Source organism: Streptomyces xiaopingdaonensis (assembly GCF_000262345.1).
In the GTDB taxonomy this organism is placed as follows: Bacteria; Actinomycetota; Actinomycetes; order Streptomycetales; family Streptomycetaceae; genus Streptomyces; species Streptomyces xiaopingdaonensis.
The window spans coordinates 14852-38041 of record NZ_AJTQ01000164.1 but is presented as its reverse complement, the minus strand read 5'-3'; the positions used below and the strand labels follow the sequence as shown (position 1 = coordinate 38041).

The window sequence follows — 23190 nt, the reverse complement described above, 5'->3', positions numbered from 1 at the left end:
CCTGCCGGTCCCTCGCCGACCGGCTCGTCGAGGCGCGCGGCGGGTGCGGGGCGGCCGCGCCGGAGCAGGGCGCTCCTGCGGCGGCGTCCGGGCCCGTGGACGCCGAGGCCGACGAGACCGTGATCGCGGCCCGCCGCGAGGTCATCGAGCACTGCCTGTACGGCGCCGACATCAACCCCCTCGCTGTCGAGATGGCGAAGCTGTCGCTGTGGCTCGTCTCCATGGACCCGAACCAGCCGTTCACCTTCCTCGACGACCGGCTGGTGGCGGGTGATTCGCTGCTCGGCATCCGGAACCTGGCCCAGCTCGCGGTGATGGACCTCGACGAGGTGCGGGGCCGCAGGCGCCATGCGCGGGCGCAGGTGGACTTCACCTCGGGGACGCGGGAGCTGGTGCAGCACCTCGCCCAGCAGCGCGAGGAGTTGGGCGGCATCCCCAGCGACACGCTCCGCCACCTCGCCGAGAAGCGGGAGATTCTCGCGCAGGTCCGGCACCAGTCGGAGAACTCCCGCCTGCTCGCCGATCTCGTCGCGGGCGCCGAACTCGCCTCGCACGGTGACGGGGCGCTCCCCGCGGGCGAGTTCCTCACCCACGAGATGGCCCGGCAGGGCTGGTCGATACGGCGCTCCGACGCCCCGCTGTCCGCCGCCGGGCTGGGTCGGCTCGTGATGGAGGGGCGGAAAGGGGCCGTGGAGGAAGCGCGCGAGTTCGCGGGTAAGTGGTTGGACACGGATTCGCCGGATGGGGGGATGCAGCGGGAGCCGCTGCACTGGCCGTTGGAGTTTCCCGAGGTTTTCGCCCGCGAACGTGGTGGGTTCGACGCGGTGATCGGGAATCCGCCGTTTTTGGGTGGGCAGAAACTCACGGGGGCGCTGGGGGAGGCGTACCGCGAGTATCTCGTGGAGTCGCTGGGGCGTGGTCGCCGGGGGAGTGCGGATTTCGTCGCTTATTTTGTGCTGAGGGCGCATCAACTGCTGAGCGAGGCCGGGCAGACAGGCCTGGTCGCCACCAACACCCTCGCGCAGGGGGATACGCGTGAGGTGGGGCTCGACCAGATCGTGGCGGACGGTACCGAGATCCGGCAGGCGGTGAAGAGCGAGCGGTGGCCGTCGAAGTCGGCGATGCTGGAGTACTGCGCGGTGTGGACGAGTGTGCCCGAACTGGCGCCGGACGCCGTGCGGCTGCTGGGGGTCGGGGAGGACGCGACGGCCGTGGAGGGCGGGATCGGTGCTTCGCTGAATCCTCGCTCGCGGGTGAGCGAGTGGGCGGAGCGGCTGGAGGAGAACGCGGGGGTGTCGTTTATCGGGTCCTACGTGCTGGGACTCGGGTTCACGCTGCCCGAGGCCGAAGCCCGTGCCTGGATCGCGGAGGACGAGCGATACGCGGACGTGCTGTTCCCGTATGTCAACGGGCAGGACATCAACACGAGTCCGGTGCAGGGGACGGATCGGTGGGTGATCGATTTTGGGGGCCGGAGCGAGGACGAGGCGAAGAAGTACCCGAGGGCGTACGCCAAGGTGCTGCGGGAGGTGAAGCCGGAGCGGGCGAAGGTCAATCGCGCGGTGAGACGCGACCGGTGGTGGCAGTTCGCGGAACGGTCGGCGCAGCTCTATCGGGACCTTGAAGAGCTTGAGCGGTGCATCGTCATCACGCGAGTGAGCAAGGTCGTCATGCCGGTTGTCGTCAGAACCGGAGCCGTGCTCAGCGAGATGACCGTCGTATTTGCTTCGGAGGGCCTTGGACTCTTCGCTCTCCTCAGCAGCGCTCCCCACTACTGGTGGGCCGTCGAGAGGGCGTCGACCCTTGAGACGCGGGTGCGGTACACCCCGTCCGACGTCTTCGAGACCCTAGTCCGCCCCACCCCCACCAGCGCACTCCGCGCCGCGGGCACCCGTCTCGACGCCCACCGTCGTGAGCTCATGCTCCGCCGGAACATCGGGCTCACCGCGACCTACAACCTCGTCCACGACGAAGCGTGCACCGACGAGGACATCGCCGAACTCCGGTCGATCCACCGGGACATCGACCTCGCCACCGCCGAGGCGTACGGCTGGGACGACCTGCTCGGCGGCGAGCGCGGGCTGGAGCACGGCTTCCACCCGACCGACCAGGGCACCCGCTACACCATCGGACTCGTCCCGCGTACCGAAGTCCTGGACCGGCTACGGGAGTTGAACCACCAGAAGTACGCCGACGAGGTGGCGCTCGGTCTGCACACGAAGCCGAAGCGGCACCCGGACATGCCGTCGCCCCGCGTCAGCTTCGAGTCGGGGGAGCTGTTCGCACCGGACGACACGTTGTTCTGAGCGCGCGGACGGGGGCGGCGGCCTCGCCGGCCGCCGCGCCTCGTACACCGGTTCCGTCAGCGTGCCGTCGCGGCGAGATGCGCGACGAACGCGCTCCACCCGCCGCCCGGGACGCCGAGTGCGGGCTTGCCGCGGTCCTTGGTGTCCCGTACGTACACGGCGTCGCCGGCTCCGGCCACCTCTACGCAGTCGCCGCCGCTCCCGCCGCTGTAGCTGCTCTTGAACCAGCTCAGCTCACCGTCGGCTGCGCCAACTACCCGCTGCGTGCTCATTGTTCCCCTGCCAGGCGCTCGATGAAGGCTGCTGACTCCGCCACGTGCAGAGCCAACGACCGTAGCTTGCCATAGCGATGGCGGAAGATGCTCACCTGAGTGGGATCGCTGACGACCGACCCGACGCCCTGCGACTCGAAGTAGCCGAACTGCTGGTGCTCCGCTGTCTCTACCAGCACCATCGGGCCTTCCAGCCCGGGGTGGATGCCGTACACCGTCGGCATGACCTGCACTTCGATGTTGCGGCGCTTGGTGTGCGCCAGCAACTGCCGTAGCTGGGCACGCATGGTCTCCGGGCTTCCTACCTGGTTCCGGAGCGCGGCCTCACCGATGACGAAGGAGAAGTCGACGAGCGGCGTCTTCGTAAAGATCTTCTGCCTGCTGATGCGGGCATCGACGGTGTGCTCGACCTCCTCGTCCTCCAGCGGCGGGAACTGGCCCTCGCACAGCGCCGCCGCGTACTCCGGCGTCTGCAACAACCCCGGAACCAGCAGCGGATCAGAGGAGAACCGGCTGACGGCGTCCATCTCGATGAGGACGAAGTCGCGGAAGAACGCGGGGAGTTTGGCGAAGTCCACCTCTTCCTGGAGGTCTTCCAGGACGCCGCCCGCGTCCAGTACGCGTTCGGCTGCCGTGGTGAAGGCGGCCTTGGCGGGGCGGCGGCCTTGTTCGACGGAGGCGGTCTGTTCCAGCGAGTACCCGACACGGTCGGCGAGTTGCTCCTGGGTGAGCCCGGCTCGCTTCCGGAAGCGCTGGAGGACCTTGCCGTACGCCGTCCAGATCGCCGGGCGTTCCTCGGTCTTGGGGGCGCTCGCTCTCGCACGCGGTATCCGCTTCTCGCGAGGGGGCTGCGTGGCCGAACCGGGCGCCTGCCGGCTGCCGTTCGCGTGTTCCATGCGCTTCACCGCGCCTTTGTGCGGACCGGAAGGTGAGGGAACTCGCACGTTACGCGGGTACGTACGCAGACGACGAGCGAATCGCGCAACGCCCGTGAAACGCCAGGGCGCGCCATCCCCCAGGGTTGACGCCTCGCAGTGCCGTACGGGCCCGTACCGTTCCCGTACAGACCCGTACCGGGCCCTGTCGCACGGGCGTCTGCGCTGGTCGGCGGCCCTGCGTGCCGGAAAGCTCGCAGCATGGAAACGGAACCTCTCCCTCTCTCCGGCGCGGAGGCCGCGAAGCCGCCCGCCGGCCCGTACACCAACTCCTTCTGCGTGCAGCTCAGTTCGACGGGACGCGGGGCCCGTCTCGCGCGTCTCTTCGCGGTGCAGCACCTCGCCGAGTGGGACGTGCCGTACGGCAGCGCGCTCTCCGACTCGTCCGCGCTCGTCACAGCGGAGCTGGCCGCCAATGCCGTGCGCCACTGCGGCGGAACGGGCCGCGACTTCCGGTTGCGCGTGCGGATGGCGGCTGCCGCGTACGTCCGGATCGAGGTGGTCGACACCTGTGCGGACCGTCCACTTCCGGCGGGCCCGCTCACTCCTTCGCATGACCTGAGGTTCGGGCACGGCCTGCTTCTCGTCGACGCGGTGGCGACGCGCTGGGGGAGCACCCGGAACGATTCCGTCACCAAGACGGTCTGGGCCGAACTGGGGCCCGGACCCCCGACGGAAGATACGTGAGCCGCCCGGGCCGACACCGGGCGAGACGTGGACCCGGCGCTCGGCGCGATACCGTGCAACGGACCACTGGGGGGTGTGCATGGCCGCGCGAGAGACCGGGCGACGGCCCCGCGGCGCCGCGATCGCGGGCCGTTGGGACGTGCGGCCCGCTCACGGTGGAGGCGGTGAGACCCCGCAACGGCGTGCGTGCCGTGCGGGCGGGCGAGCCGCCCCCGTGGGAAGCCGGCGGCGGGTTGCGGCCGGCCCGCCGCAACTGCGCCTTGCAGCGCACCGTTTATTGTGCGGTGATCCTGGCCCCGGGGTCGGCCCGTGACGCGTCGGGAAACCGTGGTTGGGCCGTCCCGGAGCGCCGACCTGCTGAACGTCGCCGTCAGCAGGGCCGAGCGCCGTCTCATCGTGATGGGCGACCACGGCGCCCGGCAGCAGCACCGCTTCTTCCCCGCGCTCTCCCGCGAGTTGCCTCGGTATCCGCCCGGCTGATCCGCGTGCTCCCGAGGGCGGACCGACCGGCGCAGGCCCGGAGAAGGAGCGGCGGTGGTCGGGCCCGTCGATGTCAGAGTCGCTTCGTAGGGTTGCCGCATCCTCGTGAGGAAGGACACCTTCATGCCCCCCAGGTCCAGGGCCACCGGCCGAGGCAGCGCGCGTGACGCCTCCGCCGCGTTGCCGCCGCACCCCCTCGAAGAGGTTCCGCAGGAGTTCGAAGCGGCGACCTCGCCACAAGTCCGCCGCGAACTGGAGGAAATCATCTCCGGTGACCTCCTCGGCCCCTGGGGAGGCCAGGACGAGGATCTGGGCGACGACTCTCCCCGGGACCGGTACCTGGTCGGCATGCTCGGACCGAAACCCGTGACACCCGAACGCAGCGAGGCCTCCGCCCGCGAGGCGGCCGGCGAGGGCGAGGTCGTCGAGCCGGGCGAAGAGGGCGACGCACAGGACCCGGAGCTGCCGCAGCGGACCACCCCGCAGGGGGTCGGCCGGATCTGGGCCTCCTCGATGGGCCTCTCCTTCGTCGTGCCGGCCGATGTCGGCGTGCTGAGCGTCACCGTCGCATGGGGGCGGTACCTGCGCGGGGATGTCGAAGGGGAGGACGGTGTCCTCCGGAAGGCCTGGCAGCGCGAGCAGTTCGAGCGAACCGTGGACATCCCGGTCAACCAGGACTGCAAGCGTTACCTCGAAGGCGAACAGGGGACGTACCACGTGCGCCTCGACGTCACCACTCGCGATCGGACCGCCCCGTCGGACACCGGCAAACGGCTGCGCGTCGTGGAGGTCACGCTCGTCAACGAGCTGGAGGACCTGCGGGAACTCCCCGACCAGAACTGGCTGTTCCAGACGCAGCTCAGCGTGGGCGCGTTCGGCACACAGGCTGCCGTGTTCGCCCCGATCGACGACCCGCTGGAGGTGGACCACTCCCAAGGCGGGGAAGACGACGCCGAGGAGAGCCGGCTCCAGCTCCTCTACCGTCACGAGCTGCGTCACGCCATGGGACGCAACGTCGCGGTCCTCGCGCAGGTCCGGAAGAACGAGCGGAGCGCTCACCGATTGACGACGTCCTGGCTGCCTACCTACGAGGTGGCCACCACCACCGCACCGGAGCACGAACCGCTCCTTCAGGGGCTCGAACTGGGCATGGAAGAGCTCGCCGCGCTCTCCGTCTCCGGACGCGAAAGAGAGCTGGCCGACTCGCTGCAACCGCTCGCCGCCGGGTACGAGACGTGGCTCGGCGAACGTGCACGCGAGGCCGCACAGCTTCCGGAACACCTCCGCACAAGCGCTGAGTTCGCCCTTGAGCAGGCCGGGGAGATCGGTGGCCGCATCGCTCTCGGTATCGAGACCCTCAGGGCCGACCCCGTGGCGCTGGAAGCCTTCCGCTTCGCCAACCGAGCCATGGCGCTCCAGCGTCGCAACACCGAAATCGCGGCCCTGCGAGCCGCGAGCAGGGAGAGCGGGGAGGCCCTCTCGTACGAGGAGGCGCTGAGCAAGGTCGTCGAGAAGGCACGTGAACTCGGCAAGGAGGGCGGGAGTTGGCGACCCTTCCAGCTCGCCTTCGTCCTGCTGAACATCGCCTCGCTGACCCGCCCGGGCCACCCCCACCGGGGAACAAGCCGAACCGGCCTCGTCGACCTGCTGTTCTTCCCCACCGGCGGCGGCAAGACGGAGGCGTATCTCGGCCTCGCGGCTTACACCTTCGCGCTGCGCAGGCTCCAAGGCGTCGTGGGCGAGGGCTCGGACGCGCGTGACGGCGCGGACGGCGTCGGTGTCCTGATGCGGTACACCCTGCGGCTCCTGACCGCGCAGCAGTTCCAGCGTGCTGCCTCGCTCGTGGCCGCCGCCGAAACGCTGCGCCGTGAAGCCTACGGTGACGGTGATGCGGCAAAGGGTGATGACCCCCGGTGGGGCGCCACGCCTTTCCGGATCGGCCTGTGGGTCGGCAGCAAGGTCTCGCCGAACAACTACCAGGAGGCGGCGGAGCAGATCGCGGCGGCCAAGGGGCGCGCCGACGGCCGGCACGCCAACGTCGTGCAGGTGCGTTCCTGCCCCTGGTGCGGCGAAGCGCTGCGTTCCGACCGCGATGTGACACACGACAGAGTCACGCGACGCATCCTCACCTACTGCCCACGCGGCGAAGGAGGAGGCGCATGCCCGTTCTCGCGGCGTGCTTCGCCCGGGGAGGGAATCCCTGTCCTCACCGTGGACGAGGAGATCTACCGCCTGCTGCCGAGCATGCTCATCGCCACGGTCGACAAGCTCGCTCAGCTCCCCTGGGTCGGGTATGCCGGAATGCTTTTCGGCCGTGTCACGCAGTGGTGCCCCCGGCATGGTTACCGGCACGCCGACCTCGATCGTTCGGTGGAGTGCGGCAGTCAGCACCACGCCAAGGCACCGCGTCCGAGAGAGGCGTCGAAACCGGTCAGGGCCCAGCTCCGGCCACCTGACCTCATCATCCAGGACGAACTCCACCTGATTTCCGGAGCGTTGGGGACCACCGTCGGACTCTTCGAGTCGGCCGTCGAGCAATTGTGCACCTGGCAGGTGAGAGGCCCCGGCGGTGCACATCTGCCAGTGGGCCCAAAGATCGTCGCCTCGACGGCCACGACCAAACGCGCGGCCGAGCAGGTACGGGGCATTTTCGCTCGCGAGGTGGCGATCTTTCCGCCCCAAGTCGTCGACCACACCGACACGTTCTTCTCACGCCAGGTCCCGCTGGAACAGAAGCCCGGACGCCGGTACATGGGCGTGTGCGCGCACGGCCAGCGACTCAAGGCCGCCGAGATCCGGATAGGGGAGATCCTGCTCCGCGCAGGCCAGCACCTCTTCGACAAGTACGGTGCCCCCGCCGACCCGTACATGACTCTCGTCGGCTACTTCAACGCGACGCGGGAGCTGGCGGGCATGCGCCGGTACCTCGACGACGACATCGCGGTGCGGTTGCGCAGAAATCCGGCCCGCGCACGCCAGGGTGTGGCCGACCGCATCCTCCACCCCAGCGACCCGCTCACCATCGAGGAGCTCACCTCGCGTATCTCCTCGGGACAGATCGCTTCGGCGCTGGACCGGCTCCAGCGCAGGTTCGACCCGGAACGGGACACCAACAGGCGCAGGGAAGCACTGTTCGTGGAGCGCAAGTCCGCGTACGAGGCGAAGCCCCGCAGGGCCCCGCGGGTCTCCCAGGTCGAGCGCGCTGTCGACGTCGTACTGGCGACGTCGATGCTGCAAGTCGGCGTCGATGTCGCGCGGTTCGGTCTCATGCTCGTCGTCGGGCAGCCGAAGAACACCGCCGAGTACATCCAGGCGACCTCCCGGGTCGGTCGTGACACGGAGCGCCCTGGTCTGGTGGTGACGCTCTACAACTGGTCGCGTCCGCGCGACCTGGCGCACTTCGAGGACTTCCGGCACTACCACGCCACCTTCTACCGCCAAGTCGAAGCGCTCTCCGTCACGCCCTTCACCCGCCGGTCCCTCGACCGCGGTGCGGCTGCGACGTACATCGCGGCGCTGCGACACGCAACGGTGGCCACTTCCCTCAACTCCCAGGCGCAGTATCTGGATCTGGAAGGCGAGACGGCCCAGCGCGTCGAGCGGGAGCTGCTGGATCGTGCCGAAGTCGTGGACGACAGCCCCGACAACCGTGCCCGTGAGTACTTCGCCGAGAAGATTGCCGCGCTGAAGGACACCTGGCGTGACAAGAGGGACGGCAGCAGCGGGCTCGGCTTCCGGCAGGTCCGACGCAAGGACGAGGACCTCCGCGGGCTCCTCAACCCCGCGGACGGCAGCGCGTGGGACGAACTCACCGTGCCACGGTCGATGCGCGAGACGGAGAACGAGATCAACCTGCTAGTCCCCGGCGGGGTGCCCGCCGAGTTCACACGAGGGCAGGACTGGGAGTTCCCGGCCCGGGACACAGGCGGCGAGGGCACGGACGACGGCGCCAGCAGCAGGGAGGAGCAGCAGTGAGCAACGACTACTTCAATCGCGTCGGTACCGCGCGTCCTAGCCACCTGATGTTCACAGGAGGAGTCGGGTCCCTCGTCGACCTCCCGAACTTCTCGGTGATCGTCAGAGGGCTGGACACCTGGAACTACCGCGACCTGAGGCCCGAGAGCTACCTCGTCGACGAGCCGCGGCTGATGCGGGCGGTGAACCGCGCCCTCGATCGGTACGGCAACGCACAGGTGACGTCGCTGCGTTCCGCCCCCTGGCGTCCTGGCGGGGACACCGACAACCTCTCCGACGCGGCCCAGCGGACCGGAGTCCCCGTCCTGCCCTTCCCCCAGTGGCTCAGGTGCACCGTGTGCAGTGAGCTGGGCGCGGTCGACTCACCTCGATTCGAGTTCGTCAACAAGGTGCCCTCCGCCCCGCACGAGGCTTGTTTCGTGCATGAATGCAAAGCGGGCAGGAAGAAGCAGTTGGCCGTCGCGGCACGGTTCACCTTGGTGTGCAAGGAGGGCCACCTCGACGAGTTCCCGTACGCAGAGTTCGTGCACCACGGCGGCACCTGTGTTCAGGAGTTCCCGAAACTCCGGATGGTGGACTTCGGCGGCAACCAGGCAGCCAACGTGCTGATCCGGTGCCAGGCCTGCGAGAGGGAACGGAACGTCCGCGAAGTACTCGGCGAATCCGGTAGTGCGAAGCTCCCGCGGTGCCGCGGTCGCCATCCGCACCTGGAGACCTTTGCGGCCGAGGGATGTTCCCTTGAGACCACGCTCCTGGTGGCCGGCGCCTCGAACCAGTGGTTTCCGTTGGCCCTCAGCGCGCTGGCGCTGCCCGAGGCGCCCAAGGACGAGCTACCCGGCGTCGTCGCACGGCGCTGGGAGGAGGTCAAGACGATCACCTCGCGCCCGGTCTTCGACGTACTGGCCGACACTGCCCCGTACGCCTTCCTCCGCGAGCACGACCCCGACGCACTGATCGCGGAGGTGCAGGCACGCCATGACGGCCAGGCGACCCAGGAGGAACGCCCTCGTGAGACCGACCTCCTCGGCCCGGAGTGGCGCATGCTCTCGTCCCCCGAACCGCCGCAGCCGGACGCCGACTTCACGCTCCGTGAGACCCCCGTGTCGAAGAGCCTCAGCGGCCTCTTCCGACAGATCCGCCAGGTCGAGCGGCTCAGGGAAGCCCGGGCCCTCGTTGGCTTCACCAGACTGGAGGCCCCTGACCCGGAAGACCCGAACGCGGTGACGCGGGTGGAACTGAGCAGCATCCCGCTGGACTGGGTACCCGCCAGCGAGGTACGGGGAGAGGGGATATTCTTCCGCGTCGACGATGCCCTCCTGAACCGCTGGGTGGCCAAGATTCGGAACTCCCCGGAGCTCACCGCCCACCGGGACGCCTACGTGAGGTTCCGCGAAAACCGACGCCCCCACAGGCACAAGGGTCCCTTCGAGCCGTGGAAGGACTGGCCGGGGGCGCGCTATCTCGCCCTGCACACGCTCTCGCACCTGATAATCCGCACCATCTCGCTCGAATGCGGTTACAACTCGGCGAGTCTCGCCGAGCGGATCTATGCGGGAAGCCAGGAGGAACCCCACAGCGGCATCCTCGTCTACACGGCGGTCTCCGACTCCGAGGGCACCCTGGGCGGACTCGTCACACGCGCCGAGGCCCCGCACATGGACCGGATCATCCGGCTGGCGCTCCGCGGTGCACAGCGCTGTTCGTCCGATCCGCTGTGCTCGGAGCGGCTCCCGCGCAAGGGGTTCGACTACCTGCACGGCGCCGCCTGTCACAGTTGTCTCTTCCTCTCCGAGACGACGTGCGAGAGAGGGAACCGCTTCCTGGACCGCCGCTTCCTCGTGCCGATGGGCGACAGCCCGGAACTCGCCCTCGTGCCCGACGAGTTGCTGGCATGAGCCGTCGCCGGTTCGAGAAGGCGGCGGCGGACGTCGCCACCGTTCTGGGGCCCCGCAGGACCAAGAGCCTGGCAGGCATGCTGGCCAGCGGCCGCAGCGCCTCGTACATCCTGCACGCCACCCACCACGCAGCCGTCTCGGAGCCGCTTCGGCGGCTGCTGGCGGAAGCGGAGGCAGGGGGCGTCGGCAGCGCGGAGATCGCGGCGTATCTGCGGGGTTTCGTGGCGGGAAAATCGGGGCGCGCCGAAGAGACGGAGGTGCGCACCGTCTGGAGCGGGCCCCGCACCGCCAACGTGCCTGTCCGCGCCACCGCGCAGGTGCTGATCGACCTCATACACGGTGCGTCCGACGAGCTCCTCGCCATGACGTACTCGGCACGGGCTTATGCCAAGTTGACGGCGGCCCTGCGCGACGCCGTGGCACGCGGCGTGCGGATCGACGTGGGTGTGGAGACCACTGCCGGAGCCGATGGTCTGCTCAGCGGTCCCGAGCCGGCAGCGGCGTTCGCGGCGGTCCCGGAGGTACGCCTCTGGTACTGGCCGCAGGAAGTACGTGCGCGACGCGGTGCTCGGCTGCACGCCAAGGTGGTCGTGGCCGACGGGCGGAGTCTCTTCCTCGGCAGCGCGAACCTCACCGCCTCCGCGGCCGCGCGCAACCTCGAAGCAGGCGCCTTGATCGTAGGGGGCACCGCTCCGCGGCGAGCGGCCGAGCACATCAGGGAGCTCCAACGCACGGGCGTGCTTCGGCGGTTGTCCGACACCTGAGGCTCTCGACCGTCGCCGTCTTCGAACGGCTTTCCGCGGGCCTCGTCCCCGCCACCGGCGGCGAACAAGGCGTCGACGATCCCGAGGCGCTACCGGCGCACCGCCGGCCACATGCCGCATGGTGTGGGAGCGTGCGCGGGAGGCGGTTGGGCGGCGCCAAGTGCACTGCCCCCGCGCGGAGTTACCGTGCCCCGTGCGAATGTCCGGACCGAGTAACGTTCCGTCCACCGTGGAACCGTTCCGCTTTTTACTTCTGTCTACTTCTGCAACCCCTACCGTCCCACCGCGGGGCAGAACGCAGGGTGAGGGGCGATCGATCCGTTGGAGGATTCGTGCGCAATCGAACCAGAGGCATGGTGGCAGGCGCCGTGGGCGCGGCCGTGGCCGCGGCTGTGGCCGGCGGGGCCACGGCGGCAGTGACGGACGGCGATGGGCGGAGCCAGGACCGGTCCTCCACGAAGGCTGCCGAGCGGAGCGAGGCCACGCAGGGCGACCTCGACGGCGACGGCTACGCCGACCTCGGCGTAGGGGCGCCCGAGGGCACCGTCTCCGGAGAGGCAAAGGCGGGCTACGTGGCCGTGACTTACGGCGCCGAGAGCGGCGTCGACACCGAACGGCACAGCACGTTGACGCAGGCGAGCCCGGGTGTGCCCGGTACTCCGGAGGCCAAGGACGGCTTCGGCTCGACCGTGGTGACCGGTGACGTGGACGGGGACGGTTACGCCGACCTGGTCGTCGCCGCCAACAACGAGGCCATCGGCAGCACCAAGCAGGCCGGTTCCGTCACGGTCGTCTTCGGCGCCAAGGGCGGCCTGTCCGACGACGCCATCGCCTTCCACTCGCCGAAGGTGGCTGCCAACGCACACTTCGGCGACCAGATCGCCGTGGGCGACCACGACAACGACGGCATCGACGACATCGCCATCTCCGACCGCGAGAAGGTGCAGCTCGTCAAGGGCGCGAAGGACCTGCGGGAGACCGCGACCCCGAAGATGACCACCGTCACCCCGCCCGGCGGCGGTGTCAGCGTCGAGCACCTGGCCTCCGGCGACATCGACGGGGACGGCTACACCGATCTCGTGACCGTCGCCGCCGAGGACTCGCCCGCCGACGAGGGCACGCTCGGCGTGCTGCCCGGCTCGGCCGACGGCCTGAAGAGCGCGTCGCTGGGCGAGGACATCCTGCTGCCGTTCGCGCACTACCGTCCCGTGGTCGGCGACATCAACGGCGACGGGAAGGACGACGTCGTCACGGACACCGGCTTCGCCGACGGTCCGGACGAGCAGAAGCTCCGTACCTACCCCGGCACCGCCGACGGCCTCGACTCCGACGAGCCGGTGGACTGGGAGGGCAAGGCCCAGAAGGGCGAGGCCATCCGGCTCGCCGACTTCGACGGCGACGGCCACGACGATCTGGTGGTCAGCGACACCCGCGCCGAGGCGCCCGGCGGCTACAACGACGCCGGTGCCGTCAACGTGCTCAAGGGCACCGAGAACTGGCTCACCGACGAGGGGGCGCAGACCTTCTCGCTCGACACCGAGGGCGTCCCCGGCTCCATGGAGGGCAACGACAAGTTCGGCACGTCCGTCTCGCCGGCCGACTACAACGGTGACGGTAAGCCGGACCTGGCCGTGGGCATCCCGAACCGTACCGAGGGCGTCGGCGCCGCGGCCCTGCTGTACGCGGGCACCGACGGGCTGAGCGCCGAGGACTCGGCACTCGTCGAGCCGAGCGACCTGGGTTCCCCGGCGACGAAGGGCCGGTTCGGCACGGAGTTGATGAACCCGGCGAAGTAGGCCGGCACGCTGGGGCTCGGCCCGGCGGAGCGTGTGTCTGCCGACGTGGCGGGTTGCCCGAGGAATGCGCAGCCCGCCACGTCGGAGTTCTCGACTGGGCAGCACGGCGGGAGTTGCTCGCCTCGTGCCGGGCCTGCCCCGGCGTTCGGCGGGCGGCCGCCGTCCGTGGACCGTCTTACGGACTCCTTGGCGGACCTCGGGCGCATGAGCGGTTCAAGCACCGGCGTGCCCGTCATGTCCCCTCCGCGTGCGGCCACTCGGCACCCCCCGCCGGGCCGACGGATACGGGGGCATGGTCGGCTGCTCACGTGTCCCATCCCCAGGTGTCGAAGTAGGCAGCCGTGCCGGTGCGGCGGGCTTCGGCGACCGCCTCCAGGCGGCGGAAGTCCCGGCCCGGCATGAGGTGTTGCCAGTCGGTGAGAGGGAGGACGCGGGCTTCGTCGTGCTCCTTCGGGTCCAGTACGAGGGCGCGGAGTTGGGCTGCGGTGAGGTGGCCGCCGTCGAAGACGAGGCCGAACGTGCTGTACGGCCACTCGGCGCCGGGGAGGCCGTACACCGTCGCGAGGAGCTGCGGCGGGCCGGGTGGTGTGCGTCCTGTCTCCTCCTGGCACTCGCGTACGGCCGTCTCCCAAGGGCGCTCGCCCGGGTCCATGGTGCCGCCGACCAGTTGCCACGGGTGGGAGGGGGAGTAGACGGAGTGCAGTTGGAGCGGCCGGTCGTCCTCGTCGGTGAAGTAGACGCACGCGAAGGCGGTGGCTTTGAGTACCGTCTCGGCGTACTGCTCGGGCGGCAGCCAGCCGGCGTCCCGCTGCTTCGGCGGACGGGCGGTGCTCTCGGTGGCCCGGCGGGCGGCGTGCGCGAGGACCAGGTCGCGGACGGCGGGCAGCACGCGCAGGCGGTGCAGGTCCGCCGGCGCGAACCAGCGCAGCATCACGCCCTCGCTCAGCGGGAGGGACTCCGGGTCGCCCTCCCAGCGGACGGAGTAGGTCGCGACGTCGCCTTCCTGCGTCAGGGAGAACGGCTCCACATCGGCGACGTCGAGACCTGCCTCCTCGGCCAGTTCTCTGCGCACGGTCGCCTCCAGCGAGGCGTCGCCCGGCTCGCGGGCGCCTCCCGGCAGGGACCACGCGCCTGGCCCGGTCCGGCCCGGCAGGTGCTCACGCAGGTGCAGTAGGTACTCGCCGCGCCGGTTGTGGATCAGCGCCCAGGCGCGGGTCGCCTGGGCTTCCCAGGCAGCGGCGTCGTGTCGGGACGGGGGCATGCGGTCAGCTCGCGATCGGGTCCTGCGGGGGCGAAGCTGGTTGAGGTGTCCTTCGGCGAGGTGCTCAACGAGTCGATGGCTCACGGGTGTTGGAGGGCTGGGGTTTTCTTGGTCTTCTCGGCCGGTTGAGGCGGGGCTTCGCTTGCGGCTGTCGGCAGGGGGTTTCGGTCAGGCCGAAGCGACTGGGCGGCGGTGCGTGCCTCGCTCGTGAGAAGCCGGCCGGAGTCGAGGGTCGTGCTCTTGCCGTTGCGGAGTACGCCGATGCGGTCGAGGACGGTCGCGAGGGGCGTCGGGGTCGCGACGAAGTCGCCCACCACGGAGAACGAACGTGCCTCCGCGCGTCGGAACACTCGACACGGCACCCCAGCCTGCTTCTACCGGGTGGGTACCAGGGCGGACCGCCGCCTCCCGACGGCTGCGTGTATCCCCGAAGGCCCCGGACGGACACCCGCCAAGCGCCTCGTCACCCACCAGCGACGCCACTCACCATGTCAACCGCCCTGCCTGCCCGAGCCGTCGCCGCACGTCCCAGGTGCGGCGGGGGCGAGGACGACATCGCCGTAGCCAGGAAGGGGCTCGGCCGTCAGGGCTGGGGCGCCGAGGAGTTCGGCCTGCACCAAGCGCTGCAAGCGCCGGGCGCTGGCGTGGTAGAAGCGGTGCTGCGTCCGGTTGCCGAAGGCCGCGAACCCGGCCCGGACGACGGGATTGGCGATCGGGGCCCGCCGAGAATAGCCGCTGATGCGGAAGTCCACGTCGCCGGTGCGACGGTCCTTGAGGACCTCGTAGGTGAGCTGGCCCTGTTCCAGGTGCCCCTGGAGCGTGCGGTAGGCCCAGCCCCACGCCCGCGATTCGGTGCCTCCCGATCGCTGGACGGTGTCCACGACGGACGTGATCCGTACGCCCAGGTCGAAGCGGAGCCCGGCGAACCGCCCTTCGAGGAGCATGTCGCGCCCCAACAAGGGGCGGTCGGTGCGGTAGAGCGCCCGCAGGATGCCCGGCTCCGCGAACTGGTAGTCGCGCACCAGCCTGCACGCGATGTCCCAAGCCCCTCCCCGCACCGGGTCGCCGGACGGTTCCCGGGCGAGCGGCCAGTGAAGTGAGTCCACGTGCCAGCATTCGTCCGACGTGGGGACGTCGTCGGCCGGAGGTCGGTAGTTGATCTCGCGGCCGGCCAGCGCGTAGAGCGTGTCGACGGCTCGAGGCCGGTACAGGCGCCGCTCCCGCATGGGGGCTCATCGTCTCCGGGAGCGTCCGGGGCGTCGGGACCGGGGGAGCGACTGTCCCACGGCCCAGAGCGTCGGTGCCCACAAGCCGACGAACAGGGCTCGGCGCTCGGCGTTGCCGCGTTCGTTCTGATCGAAGCTGGACGCGCGCATCCAAAGAACGGTGCACAGGGCAACCGATCCCATCGACGCCCACTGCAGCTCCGCCCTGCGCAGGCCGACCCGCAACATCAACTCTTCCAGCACGTCACGCCTCCCGTCCGTGCCCCCGTGTCGGACACTGCCGAGACGCGGGGGCCTCTTTTGCATGCTCCCATGAGAGACATGTCTCCACAGAACGGCATCCACGGCACCGCCCGTCCCGCCAAGCCCCCTCCGAGGCGGCGGATCGGCGCCCTGCTGCGCTTCCCGGTGGGGGTGCTGCTGGTGTCGTGGGAGTACATGTGGCGGGTGACGGCCCTCCACCGCAGTGAGGCGGACGGCGACCACGGCGACCTGCCGCCCCTGCTGCCCGACGAACTCGTCGACGACCTCACCCAGGCGCTCAATGAGGGTGCGGGCCCGATGTTCCACCGCCGCTTCAGCGTCCGTATCGAGGGCGCGGTGCTGGGCCCCGAGGAGTTGATGGAGGCCGTTGCCGCCGACCTGAACCGGCCTGCCCCGTCGGCGGTGGCGGTCTTCCACAAGACACGGGGTGCCGACGGTCCCGCACGCGTCGGCGACGAGTACCGCGTGCAGATGCCGGGTCCCTGGGACGGTCCGGTACGGGTGCTCCACAGCGACTCGGCCTCCCTGCGACTGGGCACGCTCCGCGGGCACTTGGAAGCCGGGCAGATCAGGTTCTCGGCCCGGCGCGACGGGGACGCGGTCCATTTCCAAGTCGAAGCCTGGTCGCGCGCGGGGGACCGATGGGCCGACATCCTCTACAGCCGGCTCCGCGTCACCAAGGAAATCCAGTTCAACATGTGGGTGCACTTCGCCCTCGGCGTCGCCACCCTCGCCGGCGGCCGCGCCCGGGGCGGCGTCGACATCTCCACGCGCCGTATCCCGGCGGAGCTGTGTCGTGGCACCGACCGGTGGGGACGCTCTTCCGTTGCTGCCGGGAGCGGATGACCCCGTGGCTGGAGTCGCCGGTGGGTGACGAGGCGCGGCGCGGACCGAGCGGGTCGAGAGAGTCGGCGAGGTGCGGGGGCCCGAGGACGTCCTCCGTCAGGACGTCGGCCTCGGTGTACGTCGTGCGGCCTTACCCGAGTTCGGCCGGCCCTGCGCATGGAAGCCCGGTTGGATGTGGCTTCGGCGGCGGCTGCGGGCCGGAGCACCGAACGGCCTGAGGCAGGCTCGTTTCCGTGGTACCCGAACTGCCCGCGCAATTGCGCGAGTTCGGGGGGAAGCGGACGCATGTCGCCGGCCTTCAGCCGCGTCGACCGACATCCCGTGACGGGTTCCGTCGCGCCGACGAGCCCCGCCCGCCATCGCCGACGGGCCGACTCGCAACAAGCGGCCCCGCAAACACAGCACGTTTACACGCGCGACGAGCCCGATGCACGCCTCCCCGGGGCAAGCCGTCGCACCGGCCGGTGCAGCCACCGGACTCACCCCGCCCGCCACCCGCTCCACCGCTCCACGGCCACCTCCACCACGGCCCCCTCCGGCGCCCCCCGCACGTACTGCTCCGGGTACTTGGCGACGAGCAGCCCGGCGAGCCGAGCCGCCCGCGCGGACTCACCCCGCGGCGGGAGGACGCGGGCGGTGCCGTCGCAGCGGGACCACCACAGGCGCGTCCAGTCCTCGTCGTAGGTGTCGGTGAGGAGGCTCACCGCGGGGTTGGCGCGGATGTTGGCGAGGCGCTTCAGGGACGTGGTGCGCTTCGGCTTGTGGTCGACGGCGAGGACGACGCCGGCGGGGGCGTCGCCGTCCGCCGCGCGTACGGCGAAGACGACGGGGACGAGGTGGGGGCGCCCCGCCGCGTCGGCGGTCGCCAGGTGGGCGACGCGCGCCGCCGCGAAGCGCGCGTACGCCTCGTCGGTCGTCAGACGCGGCACGTCAGCTCCCCTGCGCGGCAGGCGCGTTCACCGGAAGCGCGCGGCGACGTCGGCGAAGGCGTCGAGGTGGCGGAGCGTCTCGGCCTTCGGCACGGTGGGGAGGTAGAAGAGGACGCGCTCGACGTCGAGCCGGGTGTACGCCTCGACGGTGGCGGCGTCGTCGGGGATGGCGTAGACGGAGACCGGGACGTCGCGCCCCGCGGTCTCGCGCATCTGCTCGATCTGCGGCTCCAGTTGCTCGGGCGGAGTGCTGTTCGCGAGCCAGGCGTCGCCGAACTCGCGGACGCGCGGGAAGGCGCCGGGGCCGCCGCCGACGTAGATCGGCGGGTGCGGCCGCTGCACGGGCTTCGGCCACGAGTAGACGGGGTCGAAGTCGACGAACTCGCCGTGGTAGGACGCCTCCTCCTCGGTCCACAGGGCGCGGATCGCGTGCAGCCGCTCGTCGGTGAGGCGGCCGCGGGTGCGCGGGTCGGCCCCGTGGTGCCGCATCTCCTCGCGGTTCCAGCCGACGCCGACGCCGAGGATGGCGCGCCCGCCCGAGACGAGGTCGAGGGAGGCGGTCTCCTTGGCGGTGTGGAACGGGTCGCGCTGCGGGACGAGCGCGATGCCGGTGCCGAGCAGGAGCCGCTCGGTGACGGAGGCGGCCGCCGCGAGCGCGACGAAGGGGTCGAGGGTGCGGTAGTAGTGCGTCGGCAGATCGCCGCCGCCCGGCCAGGGGCTCGTCCGCGAGACCGGGATGTGGCTGTGCTCGGCGACGAGCAGCGAGTCGAAGCCGCGCTCTTCGAGGGCGCGGCCCAACTCGGCCGGGCCGATGCCCTGATCGGTGAGGAAGGTGGATACGCCGAACTGCATGCTGAGCTGACCTCCTAGAACACGGAAGGAACGCACCGCCGCGAGCGCGCCCGTGCGCCATCCAACACCCGCCCGCGCCCGTGCGGGCCACCGACGGGCGGGCGTCGCCCGGCCCCACCCGACCACACGAGCCCCGCCTTTCACCAGTGCGGCAGGAGCCGGGCCGTGTCCCGGTGCAAGGATGGAGGCGGGCGGCGTCGGGGAGGGCGATATGGGAGAAGGCCCGGAACAGCAGCCGGCGAGTGAAGTGCTCGCCGCGGGCCGGGAGTTGCACGGGTCGGCGTCGGCGGTCCTCGCCGACCACCGTTCGGCGGTCGACGACGTCCGCACCGCACTGGCACCCCTCCAGGACGAGCTCGTCTCCGCCGAGCTGCGGCGCATTCCGCTGGAGCGGCTGCGCGAGGTCACGGAGGGACGGCTGCGGCTGAACGCGCTGCGCGACGCCGGCCACGGCACCGTGGACGACGTCCTCTCCGCCGGCCGGCACGGCGTCAAGCAGGCGCCGGGGGTCGGCGCGCACACCGCCGACCAGGCCGTGGCCGCGGCCCGCCGGCTCGCCGAGGCGGTCCGCGAGACCGTCTCGGTGCGCTTCGACGTCGACCGGCGCGAGGAGCGCGCGGGAAGGCTCCTCGCCGCGCTCCACCGGCTCGTCGACGCGGGCCCCGAGGCCCGGGAGGCCGTCGAGGGCGCACGGCGGACGGCGGCCCGGCTGCGTCCGCTGCTCGACGAGGCGGCGCCGGCCGGCCGCCGGGTGCGTCGGCTCCTCCTCGGGCCCCGGCGACGTGCCCGAGTGCGGGCGGCCGTCGCGGAGTTGACGACGGCGCTGGCGGAGGCGGACCGCGCCGCGCTCCCCGGGGCGTTCGCGCAGACCTCTGCCGACCTGCTGCGCCCGACGGTGTCGCCGCTCGCCGCCTGGGTCGACTTCGAAGCGAGGTCGGCCGAGTACCACACCCTCCTCGACGAGATCGCCGGTGCCGCCCCCGAGGAGGCGGCGGCCGAGGGCCACCTGCCGCAGGAGCTCGTCGCCCGGGTCCGCGCGCAGCCGCTCGACACCACGCACCTGCGCCTCGCGCTCCGCGGCTACCAGGAGTTCGGGGCACGGTTCGCGCTCGTCCAGCGTCGGGTGATCATCGGGGACGAGATGGGACTGGGCAAGACCGTCGAGGCGATCGCCGTCCTCGCGCATCTGGCGGCGCAGGGGCGTGCGCGGTTCCTCGTCGCCTGCCCGGCGAGCGTGCTGGTGGGCTGGGTGCGCGAGGTGCGCACGCGCAGCACGCTGCGGGCGGTGCCGCTGCACGGGTCCGGACGCCACGACGCGTTCGCCGAGTGGCAGGAGAGCGGCGGCGTGGCGGTCACCACGTTCGACGGGTTGCGCGGGCTCGACGCGGGGGCTGCGGACGCGCTCGTCGTCGACGAGGCGCACTATGTGAAGAACCCGGAGGCACAGCGGTCGCAGGCGGTGGCGGAGTGGGCGTCGGCCGCCGGCTGGGTGCTCTTCCTCACCGGGACGCCGATGGAGAACCGGGTCGCCGAGTTCCGCAACCTCCTCGCCCGGTTGGGCTCACCGCAGGTCCCCGCGCCGACCGCGGGCGACGGACTCGCCGGTTCTCGCCGCTTCCGCCGGGCCGTCGCCGGTGCCTACCTCCGCCGCAACCAGGAGGACGTCCTCGGCGAGCTCCCCCCGCTCGTGCACACCGACGAGTGGGAGGAGCCGACGCCTGACGAGCACGAGGTCTACCGGGCGGCCGTCGAGGAGGGCAACTTCATGGCGATGCGGCGGGCCGCCTACGCGGCGCCGGACTCCGCGAAGCTGCGGCGGCTCGTCGAGCTGGTCGCCGAGGCCGAGCAGAACGGCCGTCGAGCGGTGGTCTTCTCCTACTTCCACGAGGTGCTCTCGCGGGCCCAAGGAGCCCTGGAACAAGGGGAGTCCGAGGTCTTCGGCCCGCTCACCGGTGCGGTGCCGCCGACGGCCCGGCAGCGTCTGGTGGACGACTTCTCGGCGACGGACGGTCCCGCGGTGCTGCTGGCGCAGATCCAGGCGGGCGGCGTCGGGCTGAACCTGCAGGCGGCCTCTGTGGTGCTCCTCTGCGAGCCGCAGTTGAAGCCGACGGCGGAGGAACAGGCCGTCGCCCGGGCCCGGCGGATGGGGCAGACCCGTCCGGTCCACGTCCACCGGCTGCTCGCCACCTCCGGAGTCGACCTGCGCATCGTCGAGTTGCTCCGCCGCAAGTCCCGCCTCTTCGACGCCTACGCGCGCCGCAGCGACCTGGCGGACGCGGCGCCGGACGCCGTCGACGTGTCGGACGCCGAGACGGCACGCCGGATCGTCGAGGACGAACAGGCCCGATTGGCGCGGGAGTCGGACGGCGCGGCGGAGGCGGACGACGCGGCGGTGTGGCGCGGGGAGTGACGGGCGGGGCCGGGACCGCGCCCGCACTCGTGGATGAACGGTCAGTTCCGGCGCCGCACCGGGAGGAACGGCGGGGCCGTGGACTTCAACCTCCGCCTCGCCGCCGCTCTTGCCACGCTTCGCATGCCCACCCACCGAGCAACACGCCGCTACCGCCGGGACGGCCGACCCGGCACCCGGCACCCCGAATGATCCGGTCGCCGTCGTCCGCGGTGGCATGACGCCGTCTCAGTCGCTCAGGGCTGCGGTCTGTGCCTTCCCCAGTCCTCGCTCTGCGGGACGGGCCGCTCATCCCGCAGGTCCGCGCTGAGGTCGTAGACATTGGCGGCGAGGACCAGTTGTCGCCCACCGTCGGCGGTGGTGAGGGACACGCTGGTGAAGCCGGGGCCGGCGCCGTCCGTCTCCCAGGCGTCGATCTCCTCGGCGCCTGGCTCCGATCCGCACGGCACGTCCATGCGCTGCACGCCGAGTCCGTACGCCGGTGCCTCGGGGAACTGCACCGTCGTCAGGAGTTCGCGCTGCTGGGCGGGGCGCAGCAGCTTGCCGGTGAACAGGGCCCGGTGGAAACGGGCCAGGTCGTCGACCGTGGAGATCATGGCGCCGGCGGTCCAGTCGTACGACGGGCTGAATCGGGTCACATCGCGTCCCGCGAGGTCGTAACCGTGCAGATGAGGGCCGTGAACGGCCGGATCGGTCAGAGGGAAGAGGTGTCCTCCGAGCCGAGCGGGGCGAGAATCCGCCGCTGGATCTCGGCGGGCGCGCTGTGCCGTGCGACCGCCTCGATCACCAGGCCGGCGAGCAGGTAGCCGGTGTTGGAGTACCCGGTCGGTGCCAGGCACCGCGATCCGGATTGCTAGGTTCCGCCGCATGGAGAGCAACGACGACACCGTGTACGTGGGCAAGGCGGGGCCCGACGCCGCCGCGGACCGGGGGTGGCTGCTCGGGCACTTCAAGGGCGCGGGGGATCCGCGGTACAGCGAGGCCGTGGAGATCAAGTGGGGAGTGCACCCGCCGGGGGACGCGCGTGCGGCTTGGGTGCGCGGGGAGGCGCGGACGGCGCTGCTGGTGCTGATCAGCGGGCGGTTCCGGGTCGAACTCCCGGGGCGTTCCGTGCTGTTGGAGGAGCAGGGGGACTACGTGGTCTGGGGCAAGGGCGTCGACCACTCCTGGCACGCGGAGGAGGAGTCGGTGGTCCTCACCGTGCGGTGGCCGTCGGTCCCGGGGTACCGGGCGGACGAGGGCTGAGCGGCGCCCGACTCCCTTGACGTGGGGGCCGATCGCCCCTTTCATGAATCCGACATCGTTGTCAGAGAGATGCGGAGACGTACCGCCCTCTCCGCTGGTTCTCACCCCCACCGAAGGAGAACCGACCGTGCACAGGCGCAGACTCCTGCCCCCGCTCGCCGCAGCCCTCGTGCTCCTCTTCGCCGCCCCCACGCTGCACGCAGCACCGTCGAGCACCGCTGCCGACCACCGCACCGTCGTCTACTACCAGACGCAGTTCGACGGCGACACCCTCATCTCGCCCAAGGAACTCACCAATCACGACGCCGGCGCGACGGACGTGATCGTCGGCGCCGTGCACCTCACCGACGACGACAAGGCCCGCCTCAACGACGACCCGCACGACGCCGGGCGGTTCGACGACATGTGGTCGGACCTCGCCGACGTCCAGTCGGAAGGCGTCCACGTGCTCGGCATGGTCGGCGGCGCGGCCCAGGGCTCCTTCACCAACCTGGAGAACGACTTCGACGCGTACTACCCGAAGTTGAAGGAGGTCGTGGAGGCGCACGGCCTCGACGGGCTCGACCTCGACGTGGAGGAGGAGATCGACCTCTCCACGATCACCCGCCTCATCGACACCCTCCGCGCCGACTTCGGCGACGACTTCCTCATCACCCTCGCCCCCGTGGCGACGGCGCTGAAGGGCGGCGGCAACCTCTCCGGCTTCGGCTACGACCGGCTCTACGAGGAGCGCGGCGACGCGATCGACTGGTTCAACACGCAGTTCTACTGCGGCTGGGGCTCGCTCCAGGACACCTCGGGCTACGACGACATCGTCGACCACGGCGTCGTCCCCGCGGAGAAGGTCGTCGCCGGCACCGTCACCAACTCCGCGTACTGCGACGGCCACGTCCCGTTCGACCGGCTCACCGGGACGCTCTCCGAACTCGCCGCGAAGTACCCCGACTTCGGTGGCGCGGCCGGTTGGGAGTACGCCGCCTCGGACCCCGGGGGCAGCGCCGCGCCCTGGGAGTGGGCGGAGGGCGTCTCCGCCGCGATGCGCTGACC

At 71.1% G+C, this 23190-nt stretch carries 17 protein-coding genes and 1 pseudogene; 11 read left to right on the top strand and 7 right to left on the bottom strand.

The genetic code is table 11. From position 1 onward, the window contains the following. Positions 1-2306, top strand: a 2306-nt coding sequence (locus UWG_RS29985) for an Eco57I restriction-modification methylase domain-containing protein (protein WP_016907653.1), incomplete at its 5' end; no start/stop codon positions are given. Between the two features lie 56 nt (positions 2307-2362). Here the strand turns inward: UWG_RS29985 and UWG_RS0113030 are convergent. Both UWG_RS0113030 and UWG_RS0113025 read right to left on the bottom strand, forming a co-directional pair. Then, entirely contained in the window at positions 2363-2578 is a 216-nt protein-coding gene (locus UWG_RS0113030; RefSeq protein ID WP_016907652.1) for a DUF397 domain-containing protein, read from the bottom strand. Continuing rightward, positions 2575-3474: a helix-turn-helix domain-containing protein gene (locus UWG_RS0113025; RefSeq protein WP_016907651.1), complete on the bottom strand. Its 900-nt coding sequence runs from the start codon at positions 3472-3474 to the stop codon at positions 2575-2577. The genes UWG_RS0113030 and UWG_RS0113025 overlap by 4 nt, the downstream gene beginning before the upstream one ends. Before the next feature lie 240 nt (positions 3475-3714). Between UWG_RS0113025 and UWG_RS0113020 the strand changes: the two genes are divergently transcribed. From UWG_RS0113020 to UWG_RS0112995, 6 genes are all read left to right on the top strand, one after another. Beyond that, a complete protein-coding gene (locus tag UWG_RS0113020) occupies positions 3715-4200 on the top strand; it encodes an ATP-binding protein (protein WP_016907650.1) in 486 nt (161 codons plus the stop codon). 309 nt (positions 4201-4509) lie between these two features. Beyond that, a complete protein-coding gene (locus UWG_RS33035) occupies positions 4510-4680 on the top strand; it encodes a hypothetical protein (protein ID WP_162130080.1) in 171 nt (56 codons plus the stop codon). A gap of 123 nt (positions 4681-4803) precedes the next feature. Continuing rightward, entirely contained in the window at positions 4804-8655 is a 3852-nt protein-coding gene (gene drmA / locus UWG_RS0113010) for a DISARM system helicase DrmA (protein WP_016907648.1), read from the top strand. Further along, positions 8652-10550, top strand: a complete 1899-nt coding sequence (drmB, locus tag UWG_RS0113005) for a DUF1998 domain-containing protein (protein WP_016907647.1) — start codon at positions 8652-8654, stop codon at positions 10548-10550. The genes drmA and drmB overlap by 4 nt, the downstream gene beginning before the upstream one ends. Beyond that, positions 10547-11314, top strand: a complete 768-nt coding sequence (drmC, locus tag UWG_RS0113000; protein WP_016907646.1) for a DISARM system phospholipase D-like protein DrmC — start codon at positions 10547-10549, stop codon at positions 11312-11314. The genes drmB and drmC overlap by 4 nt, the downstream gene beginning before the upstream one ends. A 332-nt stretch (positions 11315-11646) precedes the next feature. After that, the gene (locus UWG_RS0112995) at positions 11647-13110 is read left to right on the top strand and encodes an FG-GAP-like repeat-containing protein (RefSeq protein ID WP_237720074.1); all 1464 of its coding nucleotides are present in this window, start codon (positions 11647-11649) and stop codon (positions 13108-13110) included. 304 nt (positions 13111-13414) lie between these two features. Here UWG_RS0112995 and UWG_RS32145 read toward each other — a convergent pair whose 3' ends face one another. Continuing rightward, the gene (locus UWG_RS32145) at positions 13415-14371 is read right to left on the bottom strand and encodes an NUDIX domain-containing protein (RefSeq protein WP_016907644.1); all 957 of its coding nucleotides are present in this window, start codon (positions 14369-14371) and stop codon (positions 13415-13417) included. 491 nt (positions 14372-14862) lie between these two features. Beyond that, the gene (locus tag UWG_RS0112980) at positions 14863-15597 is read right to left on the bottom strand and encodes a DUF1990 family protein (RefSeq protein ID WP_016907642.1); all 735 of its coding nucleotides are present in this window, start codon (positions 15595-15597) and stop codon (positions 14863-14865) included. A 321-nt stretch (positions 15598-15918) separates the two neighbouring features. On the opposite strand from UWG_RS0112980, the gene UWG_RS0112975 reads away from it, so the two are divergent. Continuing rightward, entirely contained in the window at positions 15919-16707 is a 789-nt protein-coding gene (locus UWG_RS0112975; protein WP_016907641.1) for a DUF1990 family protein, read from the top strand. Between the two features lie 479 nt (positions 16708-17186). Here the strand turns inward: UWG_RS0112975 and UWG_RS0112970 are convergent, their stop codons facing one another. Together UWG_RS0112970 and UWG_RS0112965 are read right to left on the bottom strand one after the other, a co-directional pair. Beyond that, complete coding sequence (locus UWG_RS0112970) at positions 17187-17636, bottom strand: TIGR03668 family PPOX class F420-dependent oxidoreductase (RefSeq protein ID WP_016907640.1); 450 nt, start codon at positions 17634-17636, stop codon at positions 17187-17189. A gap of 27 nt (positions 17637-17663) precedes the next feature. After that, positions 17664-18488 carry an LLM class F420-dependent oxidoreductase gene (locus UWG_RS0112965; protein WP_016907639.1) on the bottom strand — a complete coding sequence of 275 codons (825 nt, stop codon included), beginning with the start codon at positions 18486-18488 and terminating at the stop codon, positions 17664-17666. 181 nt (positions 18489-18669) lie between these two features. Between UWG_RS0112965 and UWG_RS0112960 the strand changes: the two genes are divergently transcribed. Beyond that, positions 18670-20898: a DEAD/DEAH box helicase gene (locus UWG_RS0112960; protein ID WP_016907638.1), complete on the top strand. Its 2229-nt coding sequence runs from the start codon at positions 18670-18672 to the stop codon at positions 20896-20898. A gap of 236 nt (positions 20899-21134) precedes the next feature. Here UWG_RS0112960 and UWG_RS33675 read toward each other — a convergent pair. Then, a pseudogene (locus tag UWG_RS33675) lies at positions 21135-21685 on the bottom strand (serine hydrolase). Positions 21686-21765: 80 nt separating this feature from the next. Here UWG_RS33675 and UWG_RS0112945 point away from each other — a divergent pair. Together UWG_RS0112945 and UWG_RS29975 are read left to right on the top strand one after the other, a co-directional pair. Next, on the top strand, positions 21766-22143 hold the full coding sequence (locus tag UWG_RS0112945; protein WP_016907635.1) for a cupin domain-containing protein: 378 nt from the start codon (positions 21766-21768) through the stop codon (positions 22141-22143). A gap of 127 nt (positions 22144-22270) precedes the next feature. Then, positions 22271-23188 (top strand): glycosyl hydrolase family 18 protein, encoded by a 918-nt coding sequence (locus tag UWG_RS29975; RefSeq protein WP_016907634.1) that lies wholly within the window; start codon positions 22271-22273, stop codon positions 23186-23188. The last annotated feature ends 2 nt before the right edge of the window (positions 23189-23190 follow it).